The 18,952-nt window shown below is 55.3% G+C and carries 18 protein-coding genes; 8 read left to right on the forward strand and 10 right to left on the reverse strand.

Annotated features, from left to right (window positions below; genetic code table 11):
* Window positions 1–67: 67 nt before the first annotated feature.
* Both W02_RS04585 and W02_RS04590 read right to left on the reverse strand, forming a co-directional pair.
* Window positions 68–2,173: an NHL repeat-containing protein gene (locus W02_RS04585; protein ID WP_173045239.1), complete on the reverse strand. Its 2,106-nt coding sequence runs from the start codon at window positions 2,171–2,173 to the stop codon at window positions 68–70.
* Window positions 2,174–2,492: 319 nt separating this feature from the next.
* Window positions 2,493–3,164 (reverse strand): alpha/beta family hydrolase, encoded by a 672-nt coding sequence (locus W02_RS04590; RefSeq protein ID WP_370467961.1) that lies wholly within the window; start codon window positions 3,162–3,164, stop codon window positions 2,493–2,495.
* Between the two features lie 290 nt (window positions 3,165–3,454).
* Between W02_RS04590 and W02_RS04595 the strand changes: the two genes are divergently transcribed.
* On the forward strand, window positions 3,455–4,798 hold the full coding sequence (locus tag W02_RS04595; protein WP_173045241.1) for a patatin-like phospholipase family protein: 1,344 nt from the start codon (window positions 3,455–3,457) through the stop codon (window positions 4,796–4,798).
* Window positions 4,799–4,944: 146 nt separating this feature from the next.
* On the opposite strand, the gene W02_RS04600 is transcribed toward W02_RS04595, so the two are convergent.
* The 5 genes from W02_RS04600 to W02_RS04620 all read right to left on the reverse strand — a co-directional run bounded on the left by W02_RS04600 (window position 4,945) and on the right by W02_RS04620 (window position 8,661).
* Window positions 4,945–5,445, reverse strand: a complete 501-nt coding sequence (locus W02_RS04600) for a TlpA disulfide reductase family protein (RefSeq protein WP_173045243.1) — start codon at window positions 5,443–5,445, stop codon at window positions 4,945–4,947.
* A gap of 16 nt (window positions 5,446–5,461) precedes the next feature.
* Window positions 5,462–5,932 (reverse strand): DsrE family protein, encoded by a 471-nt coding sequence (locus W02_RS04605; protein WP_173045245.1) that lies wholly within the window; start codon window positions 5,930–5,932, stop codon window positions 5,462–5,464.
* Window positions 5,933–6,070: 138 nt separating this feature from the next.
* The gene (locus W02_RS04610) at window positions 6,071–6,733 is read right to left on the reverse strand and encodes a response regulator transcription factor (protein WP_173045247.1); all 663 of its coding nucleotides are present in this window, start codon (window positions 6,731–6,733) and stop codon (window positions 6,071–6,073) included.
* Window positions 6,720–8,147: a sensor histidine kinase gene (locus tag W02_RS04615; protein WP_173045249.1), complete on the reverse strand. Its 1,428-nt coding sequence runs from the start codon at window positions 8,145–8,147 to the stop codon at window positions 6,720–6,722. Before W02_RS04615 ends, W02_RS04610 begins: the two co-directional genes overlap by 14 nt.
* Window positions 8,148–8,400: 253 nt before the next feature.
* Window positions 8,401–8,661 carry a hypothetical protein gene (locus W02_RS04620; protein WP_173045251.1) on the reverse strand — a complete coding sequence of 87 codons (261 nt, stop codon included), beginning with the start codon at window positions 8,659–8,661 and terminating at the stop codon, window positions 8,401–8,403.
* A 295-nt stretch (window positions 8,662–8,956) separates the two neighbouring features.
* On the opposite strand from W02_RS04620, the gene W02_RS04625 reads away from it, so the two are divergent.
* The 6 genes from W02_RS04625 to W02_RS04650 all read left to right on the forward strand — a co-directional run bounded on the left by W02_RS04625 (window position 8,957) and on the right by W02_RS04650 (window position 14,009).
* The gene (locus W02_RS04625; RefSeq protein WP_173045254.1) at window positions 8,957–9,427 is read left to right on the forward strand and encodes a nucleoside deaminase; all 471 of its coding nucleotides are present in this window, start codon (window positions 8,957–8,959) and stop codon (window positions 9,425–9,427) included.
* Window positions 9,428–9,720: 293 nt separating this feature from the next.
* Window positions 9,721–10,188, forward strand: coding sequence for a hypothetical protein (locus tag W02_RS04630; RefSeq protein WP_173045256.1), 468 nt, complete (start codon window positions 9,721–9,723; stop codon window positions 10,186–10,188).
* Window positions 10,189–10,219: 31 nt separating this feature from the next.
* Window positions 10,220–11,527 (forward strand): MFS transporter, encoded by a 1,308-nt coding sequence (locus W02_RS04635; protein WP_173045258.1) that lies wholly within the window; start codon window positions 10,220–10,222, stop codon window positions 11,525–11,527.
* A gap of 140 nt (window positions 11,528–11,667) precedes the next feature.
* The gene (locus W02_RS04640) at window positions 11,668–12,138 is read left to right on the forward strand and encodes a hypothetical protein (protein ID WP_173045260.1); all 471 of its coding nucleotides are present in this window, start codon (window positions 11,668–11,670) and stop codon (window positions 12,136–12,138) included.
* A 139-nt stretch (window positions 12,139–12,277) separates the two neighbouring features.
* Window positions 12,278–12,775, forward strand: a complete 498-nt coding sequence (lspA, locus tag W02_RS04645; protein WP_173045262.1) for a signal peptidase II — start codon at window positions 12,278–12,280, stop codon at window positions 12,773–12,775.
* Between the two features lie 187 nt (window positions 12,776–12,962).
* Entirely contained in the window at window positions 12,963–14,009 is a 1,047-nt protein-coding gene (locus W02_RS04650) for a hypothetical protein (RefSeq protein WP_173045264.1), read from the forward strand.
* A gap of 644 nt (window positions 14,010–14,653) precedes the next feature.
* Here W02_RS04650 and W02_RS04655 read toward each other — a convergent pair.
* Window positions 14,654–15,247: a sigma-70 family RNA polymerase sigma factor gene (locus W02_RS04655; protein WP_173045266.1), complete on the reverse strand. Its 594-nt coding sequence runs from the start codon at window positions 15,245–15,247 to the stop codon at window positions 14,654–14,656.
* A 330-nt stretch (window positions 15,248–15,577) separates the two neighbouring features.
* Here W02_RS04655 and W02_RS04660 point away from each other — a divergent pair, with 330 nt between their 5' ends.
* A complete protein-coding gene (locus W02_RS04660) occupies window positions 15,578–16,126 on the forward strand; it encodes a metal-dependent hydrolase (RefSeq protein ID WP_232068648.1) in 549 nt (182 codons plus the stop codon).
* Window positions 16,127–16,612: 486 nt separating this feature from the next.
* Here W02_RS04660 and W02_RS04665 read toward each other — a convergent pair whose 3' ends face one another.
* Both W02_RS04665 and W02_RS04670 read right to left on the reverse strand, forming a co-directional pair.
* Window positions 16,613–17,755, reverse strand: a complete 1,143-nt coding sequence (locus W02_RS04665; protein ID WP_173045268.1) for an AI-2E family transporter — start codon at window positions 17,753–17,755, stop codon at window positions 16,613–16,615.
* 302 nt (window positions 17,756–18,057) lie between these two features.
* Entirely contained in the window at window positions 18,058–18,813 is a 756-nt protein-coding gene (locus W02_RS04670) for a DUF72 domain-containing protein (protein ID WP_173045270.1), read from the reverse strand.
* Window positions 18,814–18,952 lie beyond the last annotated feature (139 nt).

Genomic DNA, 18,952 nt, shown 5'->3' on the forward strand with positions numbered 1-18,952 from the left:
TGATCCTCTTCCTATCTCATATTGTCATAGATATAGCCGTACATCGCCACCGGAAAGACTCATCGAACTACCGAAACGAAATCGGAGGTCCGATCAGAGGCGTCTTCAGTGGTCCCGCTGCTCCGATGGCAATCACAATCGCGTTTCCGAACGGATTCAGAAACGGATTGGCGTCCCGCTTCCAGTTGTTGGTCAACCAGATGTTTCCGGACGGATCGATTTGGCCGCCAGTGATCCGTTCCAGGGCATCGCTTCGATAGCCCGTGTCCGGGGAGATCGGATCTCCCGTTTTCATGCCCTTCGGACATTTCCTGGTCGCCGCTCCGCAAAACCGGCTGATGCCGGTTGCAATATCCGTGGTTTCACCAACCTTCACGGCGCCGAAGTTAAACACCCAGACCATATCGTCACCGTCAACCGCAATGCCCCATGGAAGCGTCAGCCCGCCGCCGGTAAACGGGGATCCAGGTTGGGGGCGCCGGTTTTTTGCCTGGAACATGGTGATCGTAGGATTCGTAGCAGAACCCAGATCTGTCCGCGTGGGACAAGGCGAATCGAGCCAATCCGAATTGGCCACCCACATATTGCCTTCGCTGTCCGAGGCATTGCCGACCGGATGGCTGAGAACGGTTCTCCCCTCATAGATGCCCGGAATCGTGTCGATCACGTGACCGTGCGGGGAAACGACCGAGACCGTATGACTGCGGTTGTTGTTGACCCAAACATTGCCGTCGAGATCGATCGCGAGTCCGAACGGCTTCATTTGCGGACGGTTGGAGGGGGGGGTGGCGCCCAAAGGAATGTTGAACGCCCGTGTATGATCGCCTCCCGGTATCTTGGTGACGGAGTCGTTTCCACAATTGGCAATCCAGATGTTGCCCTTGCGGTCCGACACCGTCCCCTGCGGCCACAAAACGTCGCCGTTCGTGAATCCTCCGGCATGTGAAATCGGCGTACCGTTCGGACGGAAGGCGGAGACACTGTTGTGCGGTGCCGCAACGGGGCGCATGGCGCACGGCGGATCTTGAAACCCGAAATTGCCGACCCAGACTCTGCCGAGGGGATCAAGTGTGATCCCGTAGCCTGCCCCACTCAAACCGCCGCCAAAATACGGGGAGCCGGGAAACGTCTTCCCCCAAGGATAAAACTTGAGGAGCCGGCGGCCGGCGCAGGCGAACTCATCGGGCGGCTGAGGCACGGCATTGTCATTCACCCACACGAAGCCTTTATCGTCGATGGCGAAGTTGCCCGGACCATTCATGAGATTGTCGCTATCCTGCGCGCTCCTAAATTCGCCGGTGATCTTCAGAAAGAGCAGCCAATTCGTCGGCCGATGGATCAGCGCAGGATGGTAGATCGGCGTGAGTTGGGACAAGAGAAAGATCGGATCATCGGCGTTCGTCGGGTAGCCAGGGTAAGAAGGATTCTTCGTCAGATTGGCGAGGGCCTGCAGCACGTTCCTGGGCGGCCTACCCGCTCGTGGAGTTGTCGCCTCAAAAAGTCTGTCACAACGTTTCTCGTCCGCCACACAACCTGCCACGACATTGGCGAGAGAATTGAATGTCGCGAGAGTGGATGTCTCAACGCCGTTGGGCGACGACGAAAGGATGAGTCCGACCGCCCCAGTCTCGGGACTCGCCAAATTCGCCGCCATATGCACAGCGTTGAGGAGGCCGTACGCGTTGCCTTCGATTTCACCTCGGTCGATAAATTGCGCGGCTACATTCGCAGTTGCCACCGTCGTGCGTTCATTCACGACGACTTTGTCCGGAACCGAGTCTCCGATGCCAATCGCACTGGCGAGCATGACCGCGCCCTTTTTCGCAATCACAAAGAGCGCGGGCTTGGACATATTGTGCCTCTTGTGATCATTGTCACCAAGCTCGGAATCGTCGTTGCCAAACACCTCAAAGTAATGAATTCGGAACCGACCTCGCTGGTCGGTCTTGTCAGATCCTAACGGGTCGAAACGCGGGTGACTCCCGCCATAGCTCGCGTACAGCGTGACGTGATACCCGGGCAGGCCGACACCATCGCTGGCCACCAGACCCTCAAGACTTGGAATGCGGCCGCTTCTGGCCCAAGCCGGCTGGATCACAGCCAGTGTAAGCATCACCGCGAGGGACATTGTCCAAACAGAAGTGCGCTGCCACCAAATCCGCTCGTCTGCCATGATCAAGCCTCCTCTGCAGCGAATTTCAGGATCTTTGTCATGCTTATTTGGCTCAACAGTCGGCAGGGAGCTTAGCCCAGCCTGTCAACCTTCATCAATGTCAAAATATATACGTAGAATATACAGGCTAGGTATCTACCGGTCATTCGTGGCAGCTCATAGCGGCTTGCAAGCTAACTCCAAGGGATCGCGTTCGACTTCGGCAGCATTGATTGTTGCAGCGGATGCAAAAATTGATCGATGGAAAATCCGCATGAGAATTCACGCTCACGCACCGAGTGCGCTTGCTTGCTCTTCTCTCCGCCTGTGATCAAATGTCTTAAGGAAGGGAGTCGGCCCATGAGACCACGGCACATGCCAACTCGCTCAAGACATCCGTGTCGGTCTTTCCTGATCGCTTCAGCACATGGAAAGAGTGGTCCGCCGTATCCATGACATGTAATGTGGCCCGCGATCCAAGTTTCTGGCGCAGCGTGCGCATCAAGGTGAGGTCGGCCAACGTGTCGCGCGTGCCCTGGAAAAACAACATCGGCATCTGCACTCGTACCAGATGATCGGCGCGTTGAGAGCTCGGACGCCCTGGGGCATGCAATGGAAAGCCAAAGAAGACTAGGCCGCGTACGCCGGCCATGGCGGTTTCCGCCGCTGACGGCTTTTCCGAAAGCGCCATCGATGTCATGCGCCCTCCGAGGGATTTGCCTCCCGCCAAGAGCGGAAGATCCGGTGCGGCGGCCAACGCCGCTGTAATCGCCGCTCGAACCGTGGCTGTTAACACGGCTGGAACGTCGGGGCTCTTCTTCCGATGCTGCGTGTACGGGAATTGATAGCGGAGACTCGCCACGCTGCAAGCAGCTAGTTGTTCGGCGAGACTGTCCATGAAAGGGTGATGCATGCCCGCTCCTGCCCCGTGAGCCAATGACAAAATCCACTTGGCATCGTCCGGACGAAGCAGCAAACCTTCGACATCGCCGATGGAATCCGAGACATGCACCGTCAGTGGTGGCTGTCTTCTTCATGCCTCCGATTATATGACGTGGCTTGTCTATTCGTCAGGCCATTCTCTTTGCATCCCATCACTGACGACACCGACAGCATCCTCAGGAACCAGCCTTGATTTATTCGTCATCCGAGCAATCTCACTTGGGTGTATTTTACGAACGACGGATCTTGACGCCTGTTCAGCAGCTTGTGTAACCTCCCTCCCTCATGAAACAAGCTTGCGCTTGGCTGCTCGCCACCATGCTCACAATAGCGTGCGGCTGCGAGTATGTGCGCCCCACCATGAACGAGCCCCTCCCCAAGTGGAATCCCGAGTACGGGTACCGATTCGCGAACCTTCCTGAGTCCGTAGCCGGCAGTTCTGACAGTCTGTTCATCGTAGCTTCGTTCTCCGGCGGTGGCGCACGCGCATCCGCCCTATCCTACGGGGTCCTGCGTGAACTGGCCAGAACGCCCATCGTGTGGGAAGGTTACAGCAAGAAACTGGTGGACGAACTCAACATCATCAATGCGCTCTCCGGCGGTAGCTTTACGGCCGCCTATTATGCGCTCCATCACGACCGCATCTTTCATGACTTCGAATATCGCTTTCTTCGGAAGGACTGGGAAAGCGAGTTGCGCGCCCGCATCCTGCGCAATCCCAGCAATTGGTTTCGATTGTGGTCTCCCTACTTCGGCCGTGCTCATCTTTTTGCCGAGCTGTTGGACGAAGCACTGTTCGAAGGAGCCACCTTCCAAGACCTGCTCTCGAGCGATCAACGACCGATCATTTTTATTCATGCCTCCGATATGGCCACCGTATCGAGGTTTGAGTTCAACCAGCGACAATTTGATCTCATTTGCTCCGATCTGAGCCAAATGCCGCTGTCCGTTGCCACTGCTTCGTCGAGTGCCCTTCCTCTGCTCCTCAGCCCCATTTCCTTGAAGAATTACGCCGGACACTGCGGGTTCGACCCACCAGCCTATCTGACCGCACTGAGGCACACGTCGTGGGGACGACGACGTGCCACGGAACTCAAGTCATACGCAGACCCCGTAAAGCGCCCCTACATCCACTTATTGGACGGCGGTCTGGCCGACAACCTGGGAATGCGCAGCGTGTTGGAGCTCTCGGCCCTTCTGGAAAACATCGAGGCTTCGTTCGAATTGCTAGGAGTGAAGAAAGTTCGAAAACTCGTCTATTTAATGGTCAATGCCGAGACGGATCCGGACGTGAGTCAGTATAAGCTGGACGAGATTCCCAGCTTGACGCGGGTGCTCAACTCGTTGGTGGACATTCCGATCAACCGCTATTCCGATGACACGTTCGAGTTGATGGGCCAAGCCGTGACCCAATGGCGAGCCCAATTGCGCGCTCGTGCGAAAACCGATACGAGCGTTTTCGCTCCGGATGCGGATATTTATTTCATCAATGCGAGCTTGTCCGAGTTGGAAGATCCGGAGGAGATGGCGCGCGTGATGAGAATTCCCACCAATCTGTCGCTGACTGACAGCCAAATAGACCAGTTGTTGTTGGCGGCATCCAAGCTCATTCGGAACGACAAAGACTTTCAACGGCTGCTGCGCGATTTGGAAGAAGAAGCGGCAAAAACGCCATTCATCTCGCAATCGTCGAGTGTTCAATAGAGACACGTTCGGACCCGTTCACCAATAACATGGTGCGCCATAGAACGATTCGCTTCACGATTAGTGACACCAGTGCCAAGGCACCGAAGGCGGTGTACCTAAGATTAGGTTTGACCCAATGGCCACACGCCCCCCAGCCTTCCTATTCAACTCTTGATGCCGGCTAGAAAGTCTCGGAATTGAGGATTCTGCAGGACCCCTCCGCCCCTATGAATCAAAACGATCCTTCCCCGCACGTCTAATAGGACATAGGTCGGAGTTACATTGATGTTGAAGGATTGCGCCACCCAGCGATCCTCGTCATATGCGCTCGGAAAGATGAAGACGCCGGCTCGTTCCTTCACAAATCGTTCGACGTTGGTTCTCGTATCGGCAAATCCGATCGAGACAACGCGAAGCTCTGACGGCCTCTCGTGCAGATAAAACTCTCTCATGAGCGGCAGATCGCGCTGGCACACCTGACACCAGGGCGCCCAGAAGATCAACAGCGTCGACCGTCCTTTCACCGAATCGGTGCTGTACGATTCGCCGCCGAACGTTACCACTTCGAACGCCGGCGCCATCTGGCCAACTGCTGCCGCCCACGGCCTGGCAGGGCACAGCACTGCAAGGAGACACAGGGTTAGGGCTGGAACGAACCGGCTCATCAGCATCCACCTCCCTTCATGGCTTGATGTAGAGGTAGCCTTCCTTCTGTAGGTCCGCGATGCGCTTGACCGCCACAGGATGCAGTGTGGCGACAAACCCTTTCGCCAGATTATCGATCGTTTTGCCAAACGCCTTCATCGATACCTGGCACATCTCCGCTTTCGCGCCCTTTTCAATGATCTGATCAAACCGCTTCGTCATCTCCGAGTCCATCCTGTCCTTCTCAAACAACTCCAGAGCAGGGCCGTGGACGACCAGTTCGACATCGATCTTGTCGGGACCACCTTCGGCATCGATGTGTTTATTGATCAACGCCAACGCATATTTGGCTACTTCAGGATCTTTTCCGTCGACGTGGTACAGCACCTTGACCTTTCCTTGTCCGTCAGCGGCCAGCGCTTGACTGCCGAACGGCAGGATGGCCATCGCTCCTGCAAGCGAGAGCCGGAAGAACACCAACCGGATGTAACTCATCGTCCGTAACATGACAGCCTCCTTGGTGAGATGAGCGTGGTCGTCATCGGAGTCAGGAGGTCATCATATGGCAGGGATAGGACTGCCGGTAGGGTGAGGTGCTCCGAAGAGCCGACAATTGTTCCCCTACTCGGCCGGGGGAAGACGCCCCTACCGTTTGGTCTGTTGCTTCGAGAAATAGACGGCGGCCTGAGTGCGGCGGGATACCTGCAGTTTCTCGAAAATATTTTCGAGATAGTGACCGACGGTTTTATCGCTCAGCTTCAATAGGGCGGCGATCTCCTTGTTCGTCTTGCCGTCCGCAACCAATGCCAGCACCCGTTCCTCCTGGGGCGACAATGGATCGCGCTCTTCGCGCGATCGGGTGGTGGACAGGGATTGCACCTTGCTGAGCACCCTCCTCGTTACGGCAGGATCGAGAACGGACCGTCCTGAGGCAACCGTTTTGACCGCATCGATCAGTTGTCGACTGCTCACTTCTTTGAGGAGGAACCCATCCGCCCCGGCCAATATGGTCGCAAGCACGGCATCGTCGTCTGCAAAAGAGGTTAAGAAGAGCACCCTCGTGTCGGAATGGGCAGCACGAATGGTTCTGCAAGCATCTACTCCACTTCCGTCCGGCAGCCTGACATCCATCAAGACCACCGCCGGCTTCAGTCTTTCTGCCTCGGCGACGGCGGCAGCCATCGTACCGGCCTCACCCACGACATGAAATTCCCCGGCTTCGGTGAACAATGTCCGCAGGCCGATGCGAAGGACTTCATGATCGTCCACCAATAAGATGCGAATGGGCTTTGCCTCAGATCGTGGCATGGGCTGGCACCGAAGGAAGGTCCAATACGATTCGCGTGCCCCGGCCTGGATTGGAGACGATCTCTAAGCGGCCACCCAGGGCGCCGGCGCGCCTTGCGATATTGTTGAGGCCATGCCCCCCTCGTCTCATCGTAGCCGTATCGAATCCGACTCCGTCGTCCTGGACGGTGAGTCGCACATGTCCATTGTGCACCTGGAGCGAGAGCGTGCTGCCATGAGCTGCGGCATGGCGTAGACTATTGGTTACGGCTTCTCGAATGATAGGTAACAGATGCGTCGATTGTTGATCGGTTACCAGATGTGCAGCATCAGCATCTACCTCAACTGTCAGATTCAACCGACCTGAGATGGTCAAGTCTTCAACCAGCGAGGCCAGAGTGACTTCGAATGTTCGTCGGGTTGGAACCGGAGTTTCCAGACCGAGAATGTGGCCTCGCAGATCCCGGATGACCGTTTTCAAACTCGTCACTGCTGCTTCAAGCTGCATGGCCACTTCATGGTGAGTCATCGATATGAGGCGCTGGCACCGTTCGAGATTGAGTCCAATGGCAAAAAGAGACTGAATGGTGCTGTCGTGCAGATCCTGAGATATGCGTGTACGATCGTTCAGTGCCAGGCGCAATCGATCCTCGCTCCTGGTCAATGTATCTTTGGCGGTGACGACTTGAGCAAAAGATGCTCGCAAATCGGAGGTGACCTGAAAGTAAATGCGCCCGATGTACCCCAAGGCCAACAGGAAGGCCGTCAGACGCAACGTATGCCAGAACCACCAGCGAGAATCCCATGGCATTGAATACATGAACTCGAGTTCAGCTAAGGCGAAGAGGCAACCCACACTCGCGAACAATGCGTCTTCCGCACGGCCTATGCGGTGGTAGTCAAAGAGAAAGCGCACCGCGCCGGCCATGAAGAAAATACAGGCCAAACTTTGGGGTGCAACGGCGGTCGGGGTGAATTCCCCGTTTCTGACCATCACAGGTATGTGCCGGGGAAAGCTCAGAAACCACAATCCAGCGAAGAATGCGCCGAGCGCGATGATCAAGGGAAGTTTGCGTCCGTTCGTGCCGCTGGTGAGATCCGCTCTCCAGACCAAGAGAAATCCGACACCACCGGTCAGACTGGCAAGGTTACGAAAGAAGACAAACCCATCGCCCGGTCGCGAGATAGCGTGAAACTCCTCGAGCACGCCCATACCGAGAAATCCCGATGCAAGCGCCCAGTATTTGTCCTCTGCACATTCACCCTGCCTGTACAGCAAGACCACCGCCATCGCGATGGCCGAGAGTCCTCCGAGGGCCTCTATCGCGGAGTGGAGCGGTTCATGATACCAGCGCCAATCAGGCCATCCGGCGTGCAGCGCCGTGCCGGTAAATACTGCACCGGCGCAGGCTACGGTCACGATCACGTACAACATCAGCGTCGATCCTGATTTGCAGCTCCGCAACGATCTGGTCCTGTACATTCAGGACATAAGTGCCGCTAAAGATCAAGGTGCGGGAAGGCGGCGTACGCAAGAGGCCATGAAGCTGGTCGGTAATTCTCAGCCGCATGAGACCGGATCGCTGAGTGGTAGTAGGATTAAGACCAGTGGAGGAAACATGACGGCCAGTTAGGCAAGGGCTAGCCAGCCGTCACGGCATGTGACACGTCAATGAACGTACCTATTATTAACCGAAACTCTTTGACCTGTTTGCAGCTGCTGCACGGATCAAAGCCAAACCGTCCTGCAGTCCCATCATGTATCGTGCGTAGACGGCTGAAGTCGATGTCTTGTACTTATTCGTATGGTCCTTGTTGAGAAGAGCATCCCTCAAGCCTTCTTCTTCAGCATCCCATCTTTCCAACTCCGGACTGGCTTGGGATTGCATTTTTTGCTGACGACACCATGCAATGCGAGATTCAATGGATTCCACAGCATATGCTGTCATGAGTCCCTCCCTCTACAATTGCATCCATTGCAGTTGTGAACGACTCTCAAGCATCATTGGCAATTGTCATTGGCAAACGAGATACCAGATTGTTTATTTGGGTAGCTTTCACGAAGATGACTGAGAAGGTTTCGAGTATCCTTTATTTTCCCATAACTTGCGATTCCCATTCATTGATCGATGGCGCTGTAAAAATACTATCTAGGGGAATGTTCCAGGGACTGCTTGTCCGTTCTTGGACAAACTGTCTTATTCTGCTTACGCTTTGTCATAGTCTGAACTACAGGAGGTCGTCATGAACTTTATTCAGCGGACCATTGAGTTAGCCAGGGAGAATGTTGAGTCGGGAGGACGTCCGTTTTCCTGTCTCATCGTGAAAGACACAACCGTCCTCGCGGAAGGCGTCAACCTCGTCGCACAGACACGCGATCCGACGGCCCATGCCGAGATCTGTGCGATCCGCAAAGCAACAGCCACGCTCCACACGGAGCACCTCATCGGGACAGAATTTTACCTTCTCGCTCATCCCTGTCCCATGTGCTTGGCGGCTATGTATTATTGCAGTCCTGACCGCGTTGTATTTATTACCAAACGGGAAGACTATTCCGGCTACTATCAGGATGACCGGAAGTATATTTCCTTCTCGAGCTTCTACGGCGAGTTTGCCAAACCATGGAACGAACGCCGCCTTCCGATGACGCATCAGTCTGATCCGGACGGGATTTCCGTGTATCGGCGATGGCAGGAACTGAACGGCAAGAACTAGCAGGCTGTTGGCAGCTGTGTCTCAGACACGACGCCATCAGAGATTATCCCATGGTTTGTCAACTCACTGCTAACTACCGCACCCACGCACTTCATTATCAGTACTGCAACGGCAGCGCACGCGTGGATCTCCAGCCCCATTTGCGATACACTCCACCCCCTAATCTTGATCATCCTGACAATTGACCATCGAGAAGCTTCTGTGAACCAACCGCTCACGTGCAAACTTGGGCTGATAGCTGAACGCGCCGCCGAACTCGATTCTGCAACCAGTGTGGATTTCGGCAAGGAGCGATGTTGAAGTCTTTCCCCATAGCTCTTCTGCTTGGAGCAGCTGTGCTTTGCCTAACCGAGGCAAGCGGCTGTGACGGCAACCGCGCCACAGGACCATATTTCCAGGATCTCATTCATCCGACTCCCACAGATACGATTGTCTATTTCTATCGCGATGCCAGACCGGACGCTCCGAAAGCCTCCGACTGGATTTATGCATTCGACCAGATGATCCGCATCGATCCTGGCGGATATACGTTCCAGAGCATTCCCCCAGGCCGCTATCTGATGTCCCTCAAATCAAAAGAGCATGCCGATAACCTGTGGTTTGATTTTGCAAGAGGGCAGACGACGTTTTTGAAATGGGATTATGCACGGACCGCCGCAGGAGGCTACGAGTCCAAGCTTGTGAGGGTTGAGCCCCAGCAGGCCCTGCAAGAACTGACCGCCTGCCGTCTTATGCAATTAGACCCAGGGGGCAGGCCGTAAATCCCAGTTCTGCAGGCTCGCGAACAGGAAGATGCCAACGCTATACAAAACGTTGGTCGCGGGAATGATCGGCAACGTGATGGAGTGGTATGACTTCGCGTTATTCGGTTATTTCGCGCCAGTGATTGCACGCCTGTTCTTTCCTTCGGACAATCATCTCGTGTCGCTCATCAACACCTTCGGTGTGTTCGCCGCCGGATTTCTCATGCGTCCCGTAGGAGCCGCGATCTTCGGCCACATCGGCGACACTGCCGGCCGAAAGCGGTCGCTCACCCTCTCCGTCATGCTGATGGCTATTCCCACCTTTCTGATGGGACTTCTTCCGACCTATGCCCAGATCGGCGTCCTCGCTCCGATTGCTCTCACCCTGTTACGCATGCTCCAGGGCATTTCCGTTGGTGGGGAATACACCGGCTCGATGACGCTTTTGATCGAATCGGCTTCTCCCGCACGACGGGGCTTTATAGGAAGCTGGGTACCATTCAGCACCTGTATCGGCATCCTGCTGGGATCGGGAATCGGCGCATTGTTAACGGCCGATATGGCTCCAGAGGCACTCTATTCTTGGGGCTGGAGACTTCCGTTTCTGCTGGGGATCGTCGTGGGCGTCTGCGGTCTATACTTGAGACGCGGACTCTCAGAATCAAAAGACTTCCAAGGTATCCAAGAGGCCGGAGAGGTGGCGGCCTCTCCCGTCCAGGAAGTCATGGCAGACCATCGTTCAGAAATCATCACCGCCATCTGCCTGAACTGGCTCAACGGGGCGGCCTTCTATACAGTTTTTGTCTATCTCATTACCTATCTCGCCAGCATACTGAAATTTCCGTTGGGGTCGGCTTTGATTATTAATACCATCAGCATGGCGTTTCTCGCTGTTCTCCTGCCGGTCGTTGGAGCGTTGTCAGACAGAGTGGGGCGAAAACCGATCATGGTCGTGGGCGCCGCGAGTATGGTATTGTTCGCCTACCCGCTCTTTCAGCTCTTGTCTCATCACACATTCGAATATGTCCTGTTCGGTCAACTGGCTTTCGCGTTCTTGATCGCGGTGTACTTCGGGCCTCTCCCGGCCACGGTAGTTGATCTGTTTCCTCCACGACGTCGGTGCAGCGGCCTTTCGATCAGCTATAACTTCGCACTCGCGGTATTTGGAGGGACGGCACCGCTCATCGCCACGTTTCTGATCAAGGAAACAGGCAATCCGCTTTCTCCGAGCTTCTACCTCATCATCAGTGCCTTGGTGTCGTTGCTGTTCGCGTGGCGCATTCCAGCAATGGCCGACGTTGCGCCGTTCACTTCCACGACCTCTCAATCGCGCTCCACTGTGGATCGCACGTACTGATATATGATTCTTCGACAGCTTGGCTGAGTGGGAATTCCATGAAGAAGCCTGAGTCGCTTTATCGTGTCCTTGCTCCCCGGATCCGGTTATTATGCCACCACCGACACAGTCACCCTTGTACTTCTGATTGGAAGGAACCAATGAAAGGTCTTCGCATACTCCTAGCTTTCAGCTTGTTGGCACCGCTCTGCGGATGCCTGCCACTCTATGTGACAAAACAACCGAGCATCACCTTCCTTGTTTTGGATCCGGAGAGTCTTCCCGTGGAACAGGCCGCGATCCACTTCCTTCAATATGACCCAATGAATCATTCGACGCCTATTCAAGAACTCAAAGTGGCCACGGACCCTGGCGGGCGCGTGACGATCCCCAAAGACTCCGAGTGGCAGTACTTGAAGTTCACCTCTGACAGCACCGCGAGAAATTACGATTGGAGCTGGTGTGTCGAAAAAGCCGGGTTTTCCGCCGAAATCAAGAACGGACTTCGTAAGTCCGGAGTGGCGGACAGGGAGGTCATCCGCCTCAGACCGACGAAGAATGCCGAGCGCTGCGTAAGATCGAACCAGCACCACGGAATCTTCGAAGTCGGGGTGCCTGCGCGTGGCAAGTGAAGAGAGTCCACCGTGGCGGGCTACATGCTCATACAGCTTGCCAAACCCTTGATCGCGAGCTTGCTCGGCCAGAATCATTCCAACAGGTGTTCTCTTTTTCCGCACCGTTCCATGCAGATATTCATATAGAATGCCGCACATGAGGTCGTGGAAGCGCAACCTTTTGATCTTGATCGTACTGCTCTCTTGTATTGGATGCGACCAGGTCACGAAAGATCTGGCCCATCATCATCTCGCCGCCGAATCACGAGTTTCCTGGTTTCAGGATACCTTCCGGCTGGAATATGTGGAGAACTCCGGTGCTTTTTTGAGCCTCGGAACCGGCCTTCCGGAGGAGTTGCGCATTGTATTATTCCAGGTGGCAGTCGGAATCGGAATGCTTACGCTGCTCATCTTCTTGATGCGTTCGTCAAACCACCCGGCAGGGTTTATTGTCGCCTGGACTTTGATTATGGCCGGAGGGGTAAGCAATCTGCTGGACCGTGTGCTTCATCATGGGAAGGTCATCGACTTTATGAACGTGGGCATCGGTCCGTTCCGCACCGGGATATTTAATTTTGCCGATATCTTCATCACGATCGGACTCTGTATATTCCTCCTGCTCTCGCTCAGAACAGTCGATCGGCCGGCCGTTTAAGAGACCCGGGACATCTCCCGCATTTTGTGTTGTAAGAAAACGCGATCTCCTGCGACCTATCCTTTCTCTCCCGGTAGGTAACCGGCACATCCCTGCAACATTTGGCCGAAGCTGTAAGGTTCCGTCACATGGTGCGACTCATGCACGGGCATGCGCTCAATCAATTCACAATAGGAGGAGGTCCGCGATGAAGACGACAGCACACGCGTTCACGATCAAACGTACAATACTCGCCATGGCCATGATGATGACGGCCGCATCAATTCCCTCGACGGCGAGTGCGGAAAGCTCGAGCACGGGTCATCGGTTGCTTTTGAAGAGCGCCGTTGAGAATGCGGCATTTACGGAAGTCACTCTTCCCATTTTTGAAGGGCGGAGAGGGAACGAAACAGTCTGGTTCGTTGTGACGGAATCATCCGACCGTCAGGATGCCGAACGCCGTGGTGTTCACTACAGCCCTAAAATGGCAAATGGGAAAGGGACTCTCGCGGTACAACAAGTCGCAATGAGGGACGGGATCGTACGCGTTCTCGGCAGCGTGGACTTCTCTCCGGAGCGCGTCGTCATCCCCAGCGCGACTGGATTCCCTCCAAATGAAGCGACCCCGGGTGCCATCGGAGAAGCGCTGTATACGCCGTTGATCGAACTGCCGAACGGCATCGTGTTGAATGCACCACAGATCAAGAATGCGAGCGGGGAACATGACCGGCTGATCCGGATCGATCTGGAGAAGCGGACGGCCACGTTTCGCATGACGGACGGCTTCTTCGAGGGCCGCCGGGTGCATTACACGTCGTTCAACGCATCCGATCCTGCCGTCGCGGCGCTCGAAGCAGCGAACTACACACCGAATCTGAAAGCATTGCCAAACAAGGGTTCGAATTCGCCAAGTTCCGCGCTGACGGGCCTGGCCCCGATCGTGAACGGCCCCACAGGCAAGCAGAACCCCCAGCGACAAGGCCTCAGCTCAACCCTGTTGGGAGAGGGGGATCCACTGAACATCGTGCAGGAGATCCCAGCCGGGAAGCGGGCCCTTGCCTACAGTCCGATGTGGGACGTCCATGCGTCGGTCTGGACACAGCGTCCCATGCCAGTAAACAATTCCTTGCTCCAGACGGACTTCAATGCGGTTGCAAGACTTGGAATGGCAGGCCGCATATCCGGCCCAGAGGGAAAACCATGGGGTTCGATCGGAGTAATCGTCAATTGCCCGATCATCAGCATTGAAGAATAACTCACCGATCTCAACCGGGATGCAGCCTACCTGTTGTATCCCGGCTGTCGGTAAAGAGCGGACGATCGTCGATGTGGTGTTGGCTGACACCTGCGGATGGAAGAATGGGGCTCGCCTCGCCGACACTTCCTCAATAGTCAATAGCCTTCGCCACTCCGCAGTGTGCCCATCGGATTCAGGCTGATCACTTTGAAGACGCGACACTTCACTTTTGGAGAAGGGCTTGCTTAAGGCGGTCCTTGGCGTCAGAGGAAAGCTGATGAGCAACATTGTCTGTTTGACTGTGCAACATTTCCGGCCGACGACGGACGGCCTGACGGAGAAACAATAACTGTTGTTTGTAGCGTTCGCACCACTTGCAGATAAGAAAGTGCAGCCTCATTCTGAGGCGAATACCAAGAGGAAGCGGACGGTCCATCGCGTGCGATAATAACTCGGTCATGTCCTTACAAGTCGGCGTGATACGAATCAGCCATCCGGCAATGGGGCTGATCCACAGTCGAAGGCGTTTCATATCCTGTCTGGGTCCGATCTGCATGGCTTATGAAATGTCCTTGAGCAGAGTGCCTGGCGGCACGTGCGACCGCTTCATGAAACACTGTTTTCGATCTATGCTTTCTGGCTGCCGCTGATCGATCATGGCTTCAATGGACCTCCCGGCGACCGAAAAAGTTGATTTCCAGACATTGCCGCAACTGTTTTCTAGCCCGGTGCAGCAATACCCAGAGATTCGATGCACTGACGTTCAACATCCGACAGACCACATCGCTTTCGATTTCGTCCACCTCCCGCAAGGTGAAGACCTGCGCCATTTTGGGGGGAAGCCCGGCCACGCAATGTTCCAGAGAACTCCAAAATTGCTTTCGTTCCAGAATATTTCCCGGGTGATCGGGCCAATCCATCGGCGCGGTTTGATCGAGCCTCCAATGTCCGTGTTGGTCAAAAGACCCGCCGTCCTCACCGCTTCGGACGAACTCGTTCAAATCTTCTGCCGGTTGCTCGCGGACATCTTTCCGGAACCGGTCCACGATTTTATGTTTCAGAATGCCGATCATCCAATTCCGTTCCGAGGACTGGCCCGCAAAACGGTCTCGTGATTGGAGGGCAGCCAAAAATGTCTCCTGCACTAGATCTTCCGCAACGGCACGGTCCCGCACCCGCAAGAGGGCACAGCGGAACAGGTAATCTCCATATTGTTCTACCCACAGTTGCGGATCGGATTGCAGGCCTTCATCCATCGAGAGCTCCCCGCCGGCTTCGTATTTTCCCGCGGCGGAGGCGCATGGTAGCGAACGGAGCACGGCACGTCAAACTCTCATCATCTAGGCTGGCGCGCGGCGGCATCCGCATGAACAGTCTCTCCCGGTACAAGTCGTGTGTAGACCTGACATCCTTACAAATTCGCCAATCTTTGAGGAAGCTGCGTTCCTGGCGGGCCGATTCACGAACGCTCGGTCTGTCTGCGGTTGGTCGGGCTCAACCCCTTCGGTTAGACCCGCAGCGGCAAACTTATGTGGAGCAGTCCGTCGGACATCGGACACCGGACTCGCGTTGGATAGGCATGAGAAATGAACGTACAATGGCCGGAGGAAATCACGGACCACATGGACATCATCTCTCACGGCCTCTGGGGCGCAGTCCTCTTCGGACGAAAAACCCGATGGAGCTTTTGGCTTGCCTTCGTCATCGGGCTGGCACCGGATCTCCTATCGTTTGGCATTCTATGGACGGCTGCCGCACTTGGTATGTCCGATAGGCCCGACTTCAGTCATGGCACACCCCCGGAGTCCTCGATTCCTCGCTATGTCCACCATCTTTATGATGTCACCCACAGTCTCATTGTGTTCCTCCTGACATTTTTCACGACGTGGATGCTCCTAAAGCAACCACTGTGGGAACTTGCCGCCTGGGGCCTTCATATCCTGGTCGACATCCCCACACATTCATCTGAATTTTTTCCCACACCGTTCTTATGGCCCGTTTCCGATTGGAAGTTCAACGGTTGGCAGTGGATGACTCCCGGCATTCTGATTCCCAATTACCTGCTTTTGCTGTTCATATATATCTGCTGCCTTTTTCTGAGCGGCAGGAATGGGAACCAGGTTGGACGCCGGTGAAGCCGTCAGGATCGATCGATGGAACGAGGCTCAAACAGCTAGCCCGCTAAAGTCAGCCGAGATTGCGCGCCGACTGTGCTATTTGGAGGCTATGACCAGGAATAGCGAACCGGCGCCCCATTCGCTCATCCCCTAGTATTGTCTTTCATATCTCTTCCGCAAGGATCCGCCGGTGCTTCGACCTTGTCGCCGCAATTTGTCAAGCAGAGCGGCTTGTCGAAAGAACATCCGCTCGCAGCAAGAACACACAAGAGCAGCAATATCTTGATCATCGTTTCGCCTCCTGTTTTGGTTACGCGATGAGGGAACCAGCTCTATACTTCGGTTGGAACCGAGTCTAGACAACAGAGGACGAAGTTTCAAATGGAAGGCAGCTTGTAAAGCAGAAAGAAGACGAGATAAAGAGTGGAGCTATTTGTTACGAGCCTTAGGACATTCCATAAGCCAGGACTCAAGAAGCCTATGGCTGGCGTTCGAGTACATCGCTTACGAGGTGCGATCAAGGGTACGGTCATGGACGACATGTGCGGGACGATTGGCCGGCCGGTACTCTTCCCAAATAATTTTTCCACATGCGGTTACCGGGATGGCTAACAGCAAGCCCAACATGCCTCCCGCACCGCCCCCAATCATTACGGCGAGCAAAACGGCAACCGCGCTCAACTCCATCGTCTTGCTTTGAATCCATGGCGTGAGAACCCACCCTTCGAGAAAGCCTACCAGCAGAAACACCGCACTCGGCCAGATCAACACGTCAGACCAGGCAGGCGCGCCGCCTGATGACACCATGTCGACATACTTGAGCAATAGGGCGACGGGCCAGCCTGCGATGGCCAGGTACGGCACGATCGTCAACAATCCCGTCATGATCCCCAACAGCAAGGCATACGGAACACCCGCCCAGCTCCACCCGATCGCAAATGCCACCGTCGTGATGAGCGCGATGAGGGCCCGTCCCCGGACAAACCCGCTCACAGCTTCATCCATACGGTGGATCGTCCGCCGAAGACGTGGCTCTCGACGCCTCGCCAGAACCGTGTCCAGATCTTGCCGATAGCTGTCGAAATGCCATGCGAACAGGAAGAAGAAGATGGGCAGCAGCATGGCAGCGACGAGAATTTCGACCGTGCTGACCACGATCGCACCAAGAATGCCCACGGCCTGACTCGTCCCGGTAAACAGCGGAGAAAGCGTCTTGACCGGGCTTTCCTTAATTCCCTCAGCCACTGCGGCCAGATGCTCGCTCAATTTCCCAAACCTCGCGCTGTATCGTTGTTCAAGCGTTGCAATGTACTGAGGCACCTTCGAGGCCAGGGCTTGGATTTGCTCCGTGAGTAACGGGCCGACCCAGGTGAAAAAGAGCACCACTCCCAAGATCAGGATCAGCGTGAGGACCAATGCCAAACTCCAACGGGGAAGGCCGGTCCTCGCCGTCACCGCCTGCAGCATGGGATCACACACATAGGCGACGATGAACGCGATCACCACCGGAGCCAGGAGCTGACGAAAATCGAACAATAGCCAAAGCAAAGCCGCAAGGGCGCACAGTCCGGCGAAATCACGAATCGGTTGTATGTGCCACAACCGACGGTCCGCGACGTGTCGGGGCAACGGCCGTGATGGATTCATACCCCGCTTTCTCCGGCGAGATCAGATGTCACAACTGTGCGAAGAGCATCAGACATGCCCCGATCCGCTGATCGGCGGCGATGCAGTCGACGCTCTGCGCCCTGGTAGTGAACATCCGTTCCTGTTGCGGTCACGTAAGGTATATTCGGCCACGAATATGATAATTTGCGACGAATCATACACCTTCAAGAAAATGACAGCGGTCCGGTCGTCCGCTTCACCTTCGTATCGCCTTCCCCCGTTCACCGCTTAAACAATCCAGGCGGCCCATCCACGGTTGGTACCTACGCGACTTGGATGTGTCATGATTTGGGCCGAGACTTCATCAATGCGGTCAGCATCCGCGCGTTCTGCACTGCATGGCCCTCCGCATCGTTGTTGAAATATGCATAGACGTCATAGCCGTTCTGAAGATGCCGCTTCATCTTTTTCGCCTCTTCGGCCAATTCAGTCTTCGAATAGCTCGAGGCAAACAGATGGTGCCGGCCGTGGAACCGCATGTAGACAAAATCGGCGGTAATGACATCCTTGCGCGGATAGCGCCCTGAATCTCCGATACAGAGGGCCGACCCGTGTCGGCTCAGCAGCCGGTAGATCCCGTTCGCAAACCAGGATTCGTGACGGAACTCAAACACGAGTCTCAGATGCGCAGCCTTCCCTTCCGTCGTTCTCACCATGGCGAGGAAGCGGCCCAGGCGATCGTCGTCACGTCGGAATGAAGCGGGAAACTGAAAAAGCAGCGGGCCAAGATGCGTCCCGAGCGACTTCGCGCTCTCGAGAAAGAGATGCCACGGTGCTTCAGCGTCCGTCAATCGTTTGATATGGGTGATGAACCGGCTGACCTTCACAGAAAAAGCAAACTCGTCAGAAACCTGTTCTGCCCATTTCCCATAGGTCGACGGTTTCGGGAGATGATAGAAGGAATAGTTGACCTCCGTCGTTGGAAACTGTGTGGCGAAGAACTCCAGGTACCGGGAGTTCGGAAGAGTTTTGGGATAGAACTTGCCCTTCCAACTTGCATACGTCCACCCTGATGTCCCAATGAGCAGTTGTGCCATCTCTGGCTCCGTGGATCTGCATGAGTATGATAAATGGCTCCAGAGTCTTGCACCAGTCGACCTCGTTCCTCGAGATATAGAACAAGGATGGCCTCTACAGTAGACTGATCGTGGGGGCTCCAGATAACTTCGGTCTCCT

Source organism: Nitrospira sp. KM1, assembly GCF_011405515.1.
Taxonomy (GTDB): domain Bacteria; phylum Nitrospirota; class Nitrospiria; order Nitrospirales; family Nitrospiraceae; genus Nitrospira_C.

Excerpts from the sequence above, each read along its gene's own strand:
- W02_RS04585 (WP_173045239.1), bottom strand. The coding sequence starts at position 2,173 with ATGGCAGACGAGCGGATTTGGTGGCAGCGCACTTCTGTTTGGACAATG.
- W02_RS04595 (WP_173045241.1), top strand. The coding sequence starts at position 3,455 with ATGAACGAGCCCCTCCCCAAGTGGAATCCCGAGTACGGGTACCGATTC.
- W02_RS04600 (WP_173045243.1), bottom strand. The coding sequence starts at position 5,445 with ATGAGCCGGTTCGTTCCAGCCCTAACCCTGTGTCTCCTTGCAGTGCTG.
- W02_RS04605 (WP_173045245.1), bottom strand. The coding sequence starts at position 5,932 with ATGTTACGGACGATGAGTTACATCCGGTTGGTGTTCTTCCGGCTCTCG.
- W02_RS04610 (WP_173045247.1), bottom strand. The coding sequence starts at position 6,733 with ATGCCACGATCTGAGGCAAAGCCCATTCGCATCTTATTGGTGGACGAT.
- W02_RS04615 (WP_173045249.1), bottom strand. The coding sequence starts at position 8,147 with ATGTTGTACGTGATCGTGACCGTAGCCTGCGCCGGTGCAGTATTTACC.
- W02_RS04620 (WP_173045251.1), bottom strand. The coding sequence starts at position 8,661 with ATGACAGCATATGCTGTGGAATCCATTGAATCTCGCATTGCATGGTGT.
- W02_RS04625 (WP_173045254.1), top strand. The coding sequence starts at position 8,957 with ATGAACTTTATTCAGCGGACCATTGAGTTAGCCAGGGAGAATGTTGAG.
- W02_RS04630 (WP_173045256.1), top strand. The coding sequence starts at position 9,721 with ATGTTGAAGTCTTTCCCCATAGCTCTTCTGCTTGGAGCAGCTGTGCTT.
- W02_RS04635 (WP_173045258.1), top strand. The coding sequence starts at position 10,220 with ATGCCAACGCTATACAAAACGTTGGTCGCGGGAATGATCGGCAACGTG.
- W02_RS04640 (WP_173045260.1), top strand. The coding sequence starts at position 11,668 with ATGAAAGGTCTTCGCATACTCCTAGCTTTCAGCTTGTTGGCACCGCTC.
- lspA (WP_173045262.1), top strand. The coding sequence starts at position 12,278 with ATGAGGTCGTGGAAGCGCAACCTTTTGATCTTGATCGTACTGCTCTCT.
- W02_RS04650 (WP_173045264.1), top strand. The coding sequence starts at position 12,963 with ATGAAGACGACAGCACACGCGTTCACGATCAAACGTACAATACTCGCC.
- W02_RS04655 (WP_173045266.1), bottom strand. The coding sequence starts at position 15,247 with ATGGATGAAGGCCTGCAATCCGATCCGCAACTGTGGGTAGAACAATAT.
- W02_RS04660 (WP_232068648.1), top strand. The coding sequence starts at position 15,578 with ATGAACGTACAATGGCCGGAGGAAATCACGGACCACATGGACATCATC.
- W02_RS04665 (WP_173045268.1), bottom strand. The coding sequence starts at position 17,755 with ATGAATCCATCACGGCCGTTGCCCCGACACGTCGCGGACCGTCGGTTG.
- W02_RS04670 (WP_173045270.1), bottom strand. The coding sequence starts at position 18,813 with ATGGCACAACTGCTCATTGGGACATCAGGGTGGACGTATGCAAGTTGG.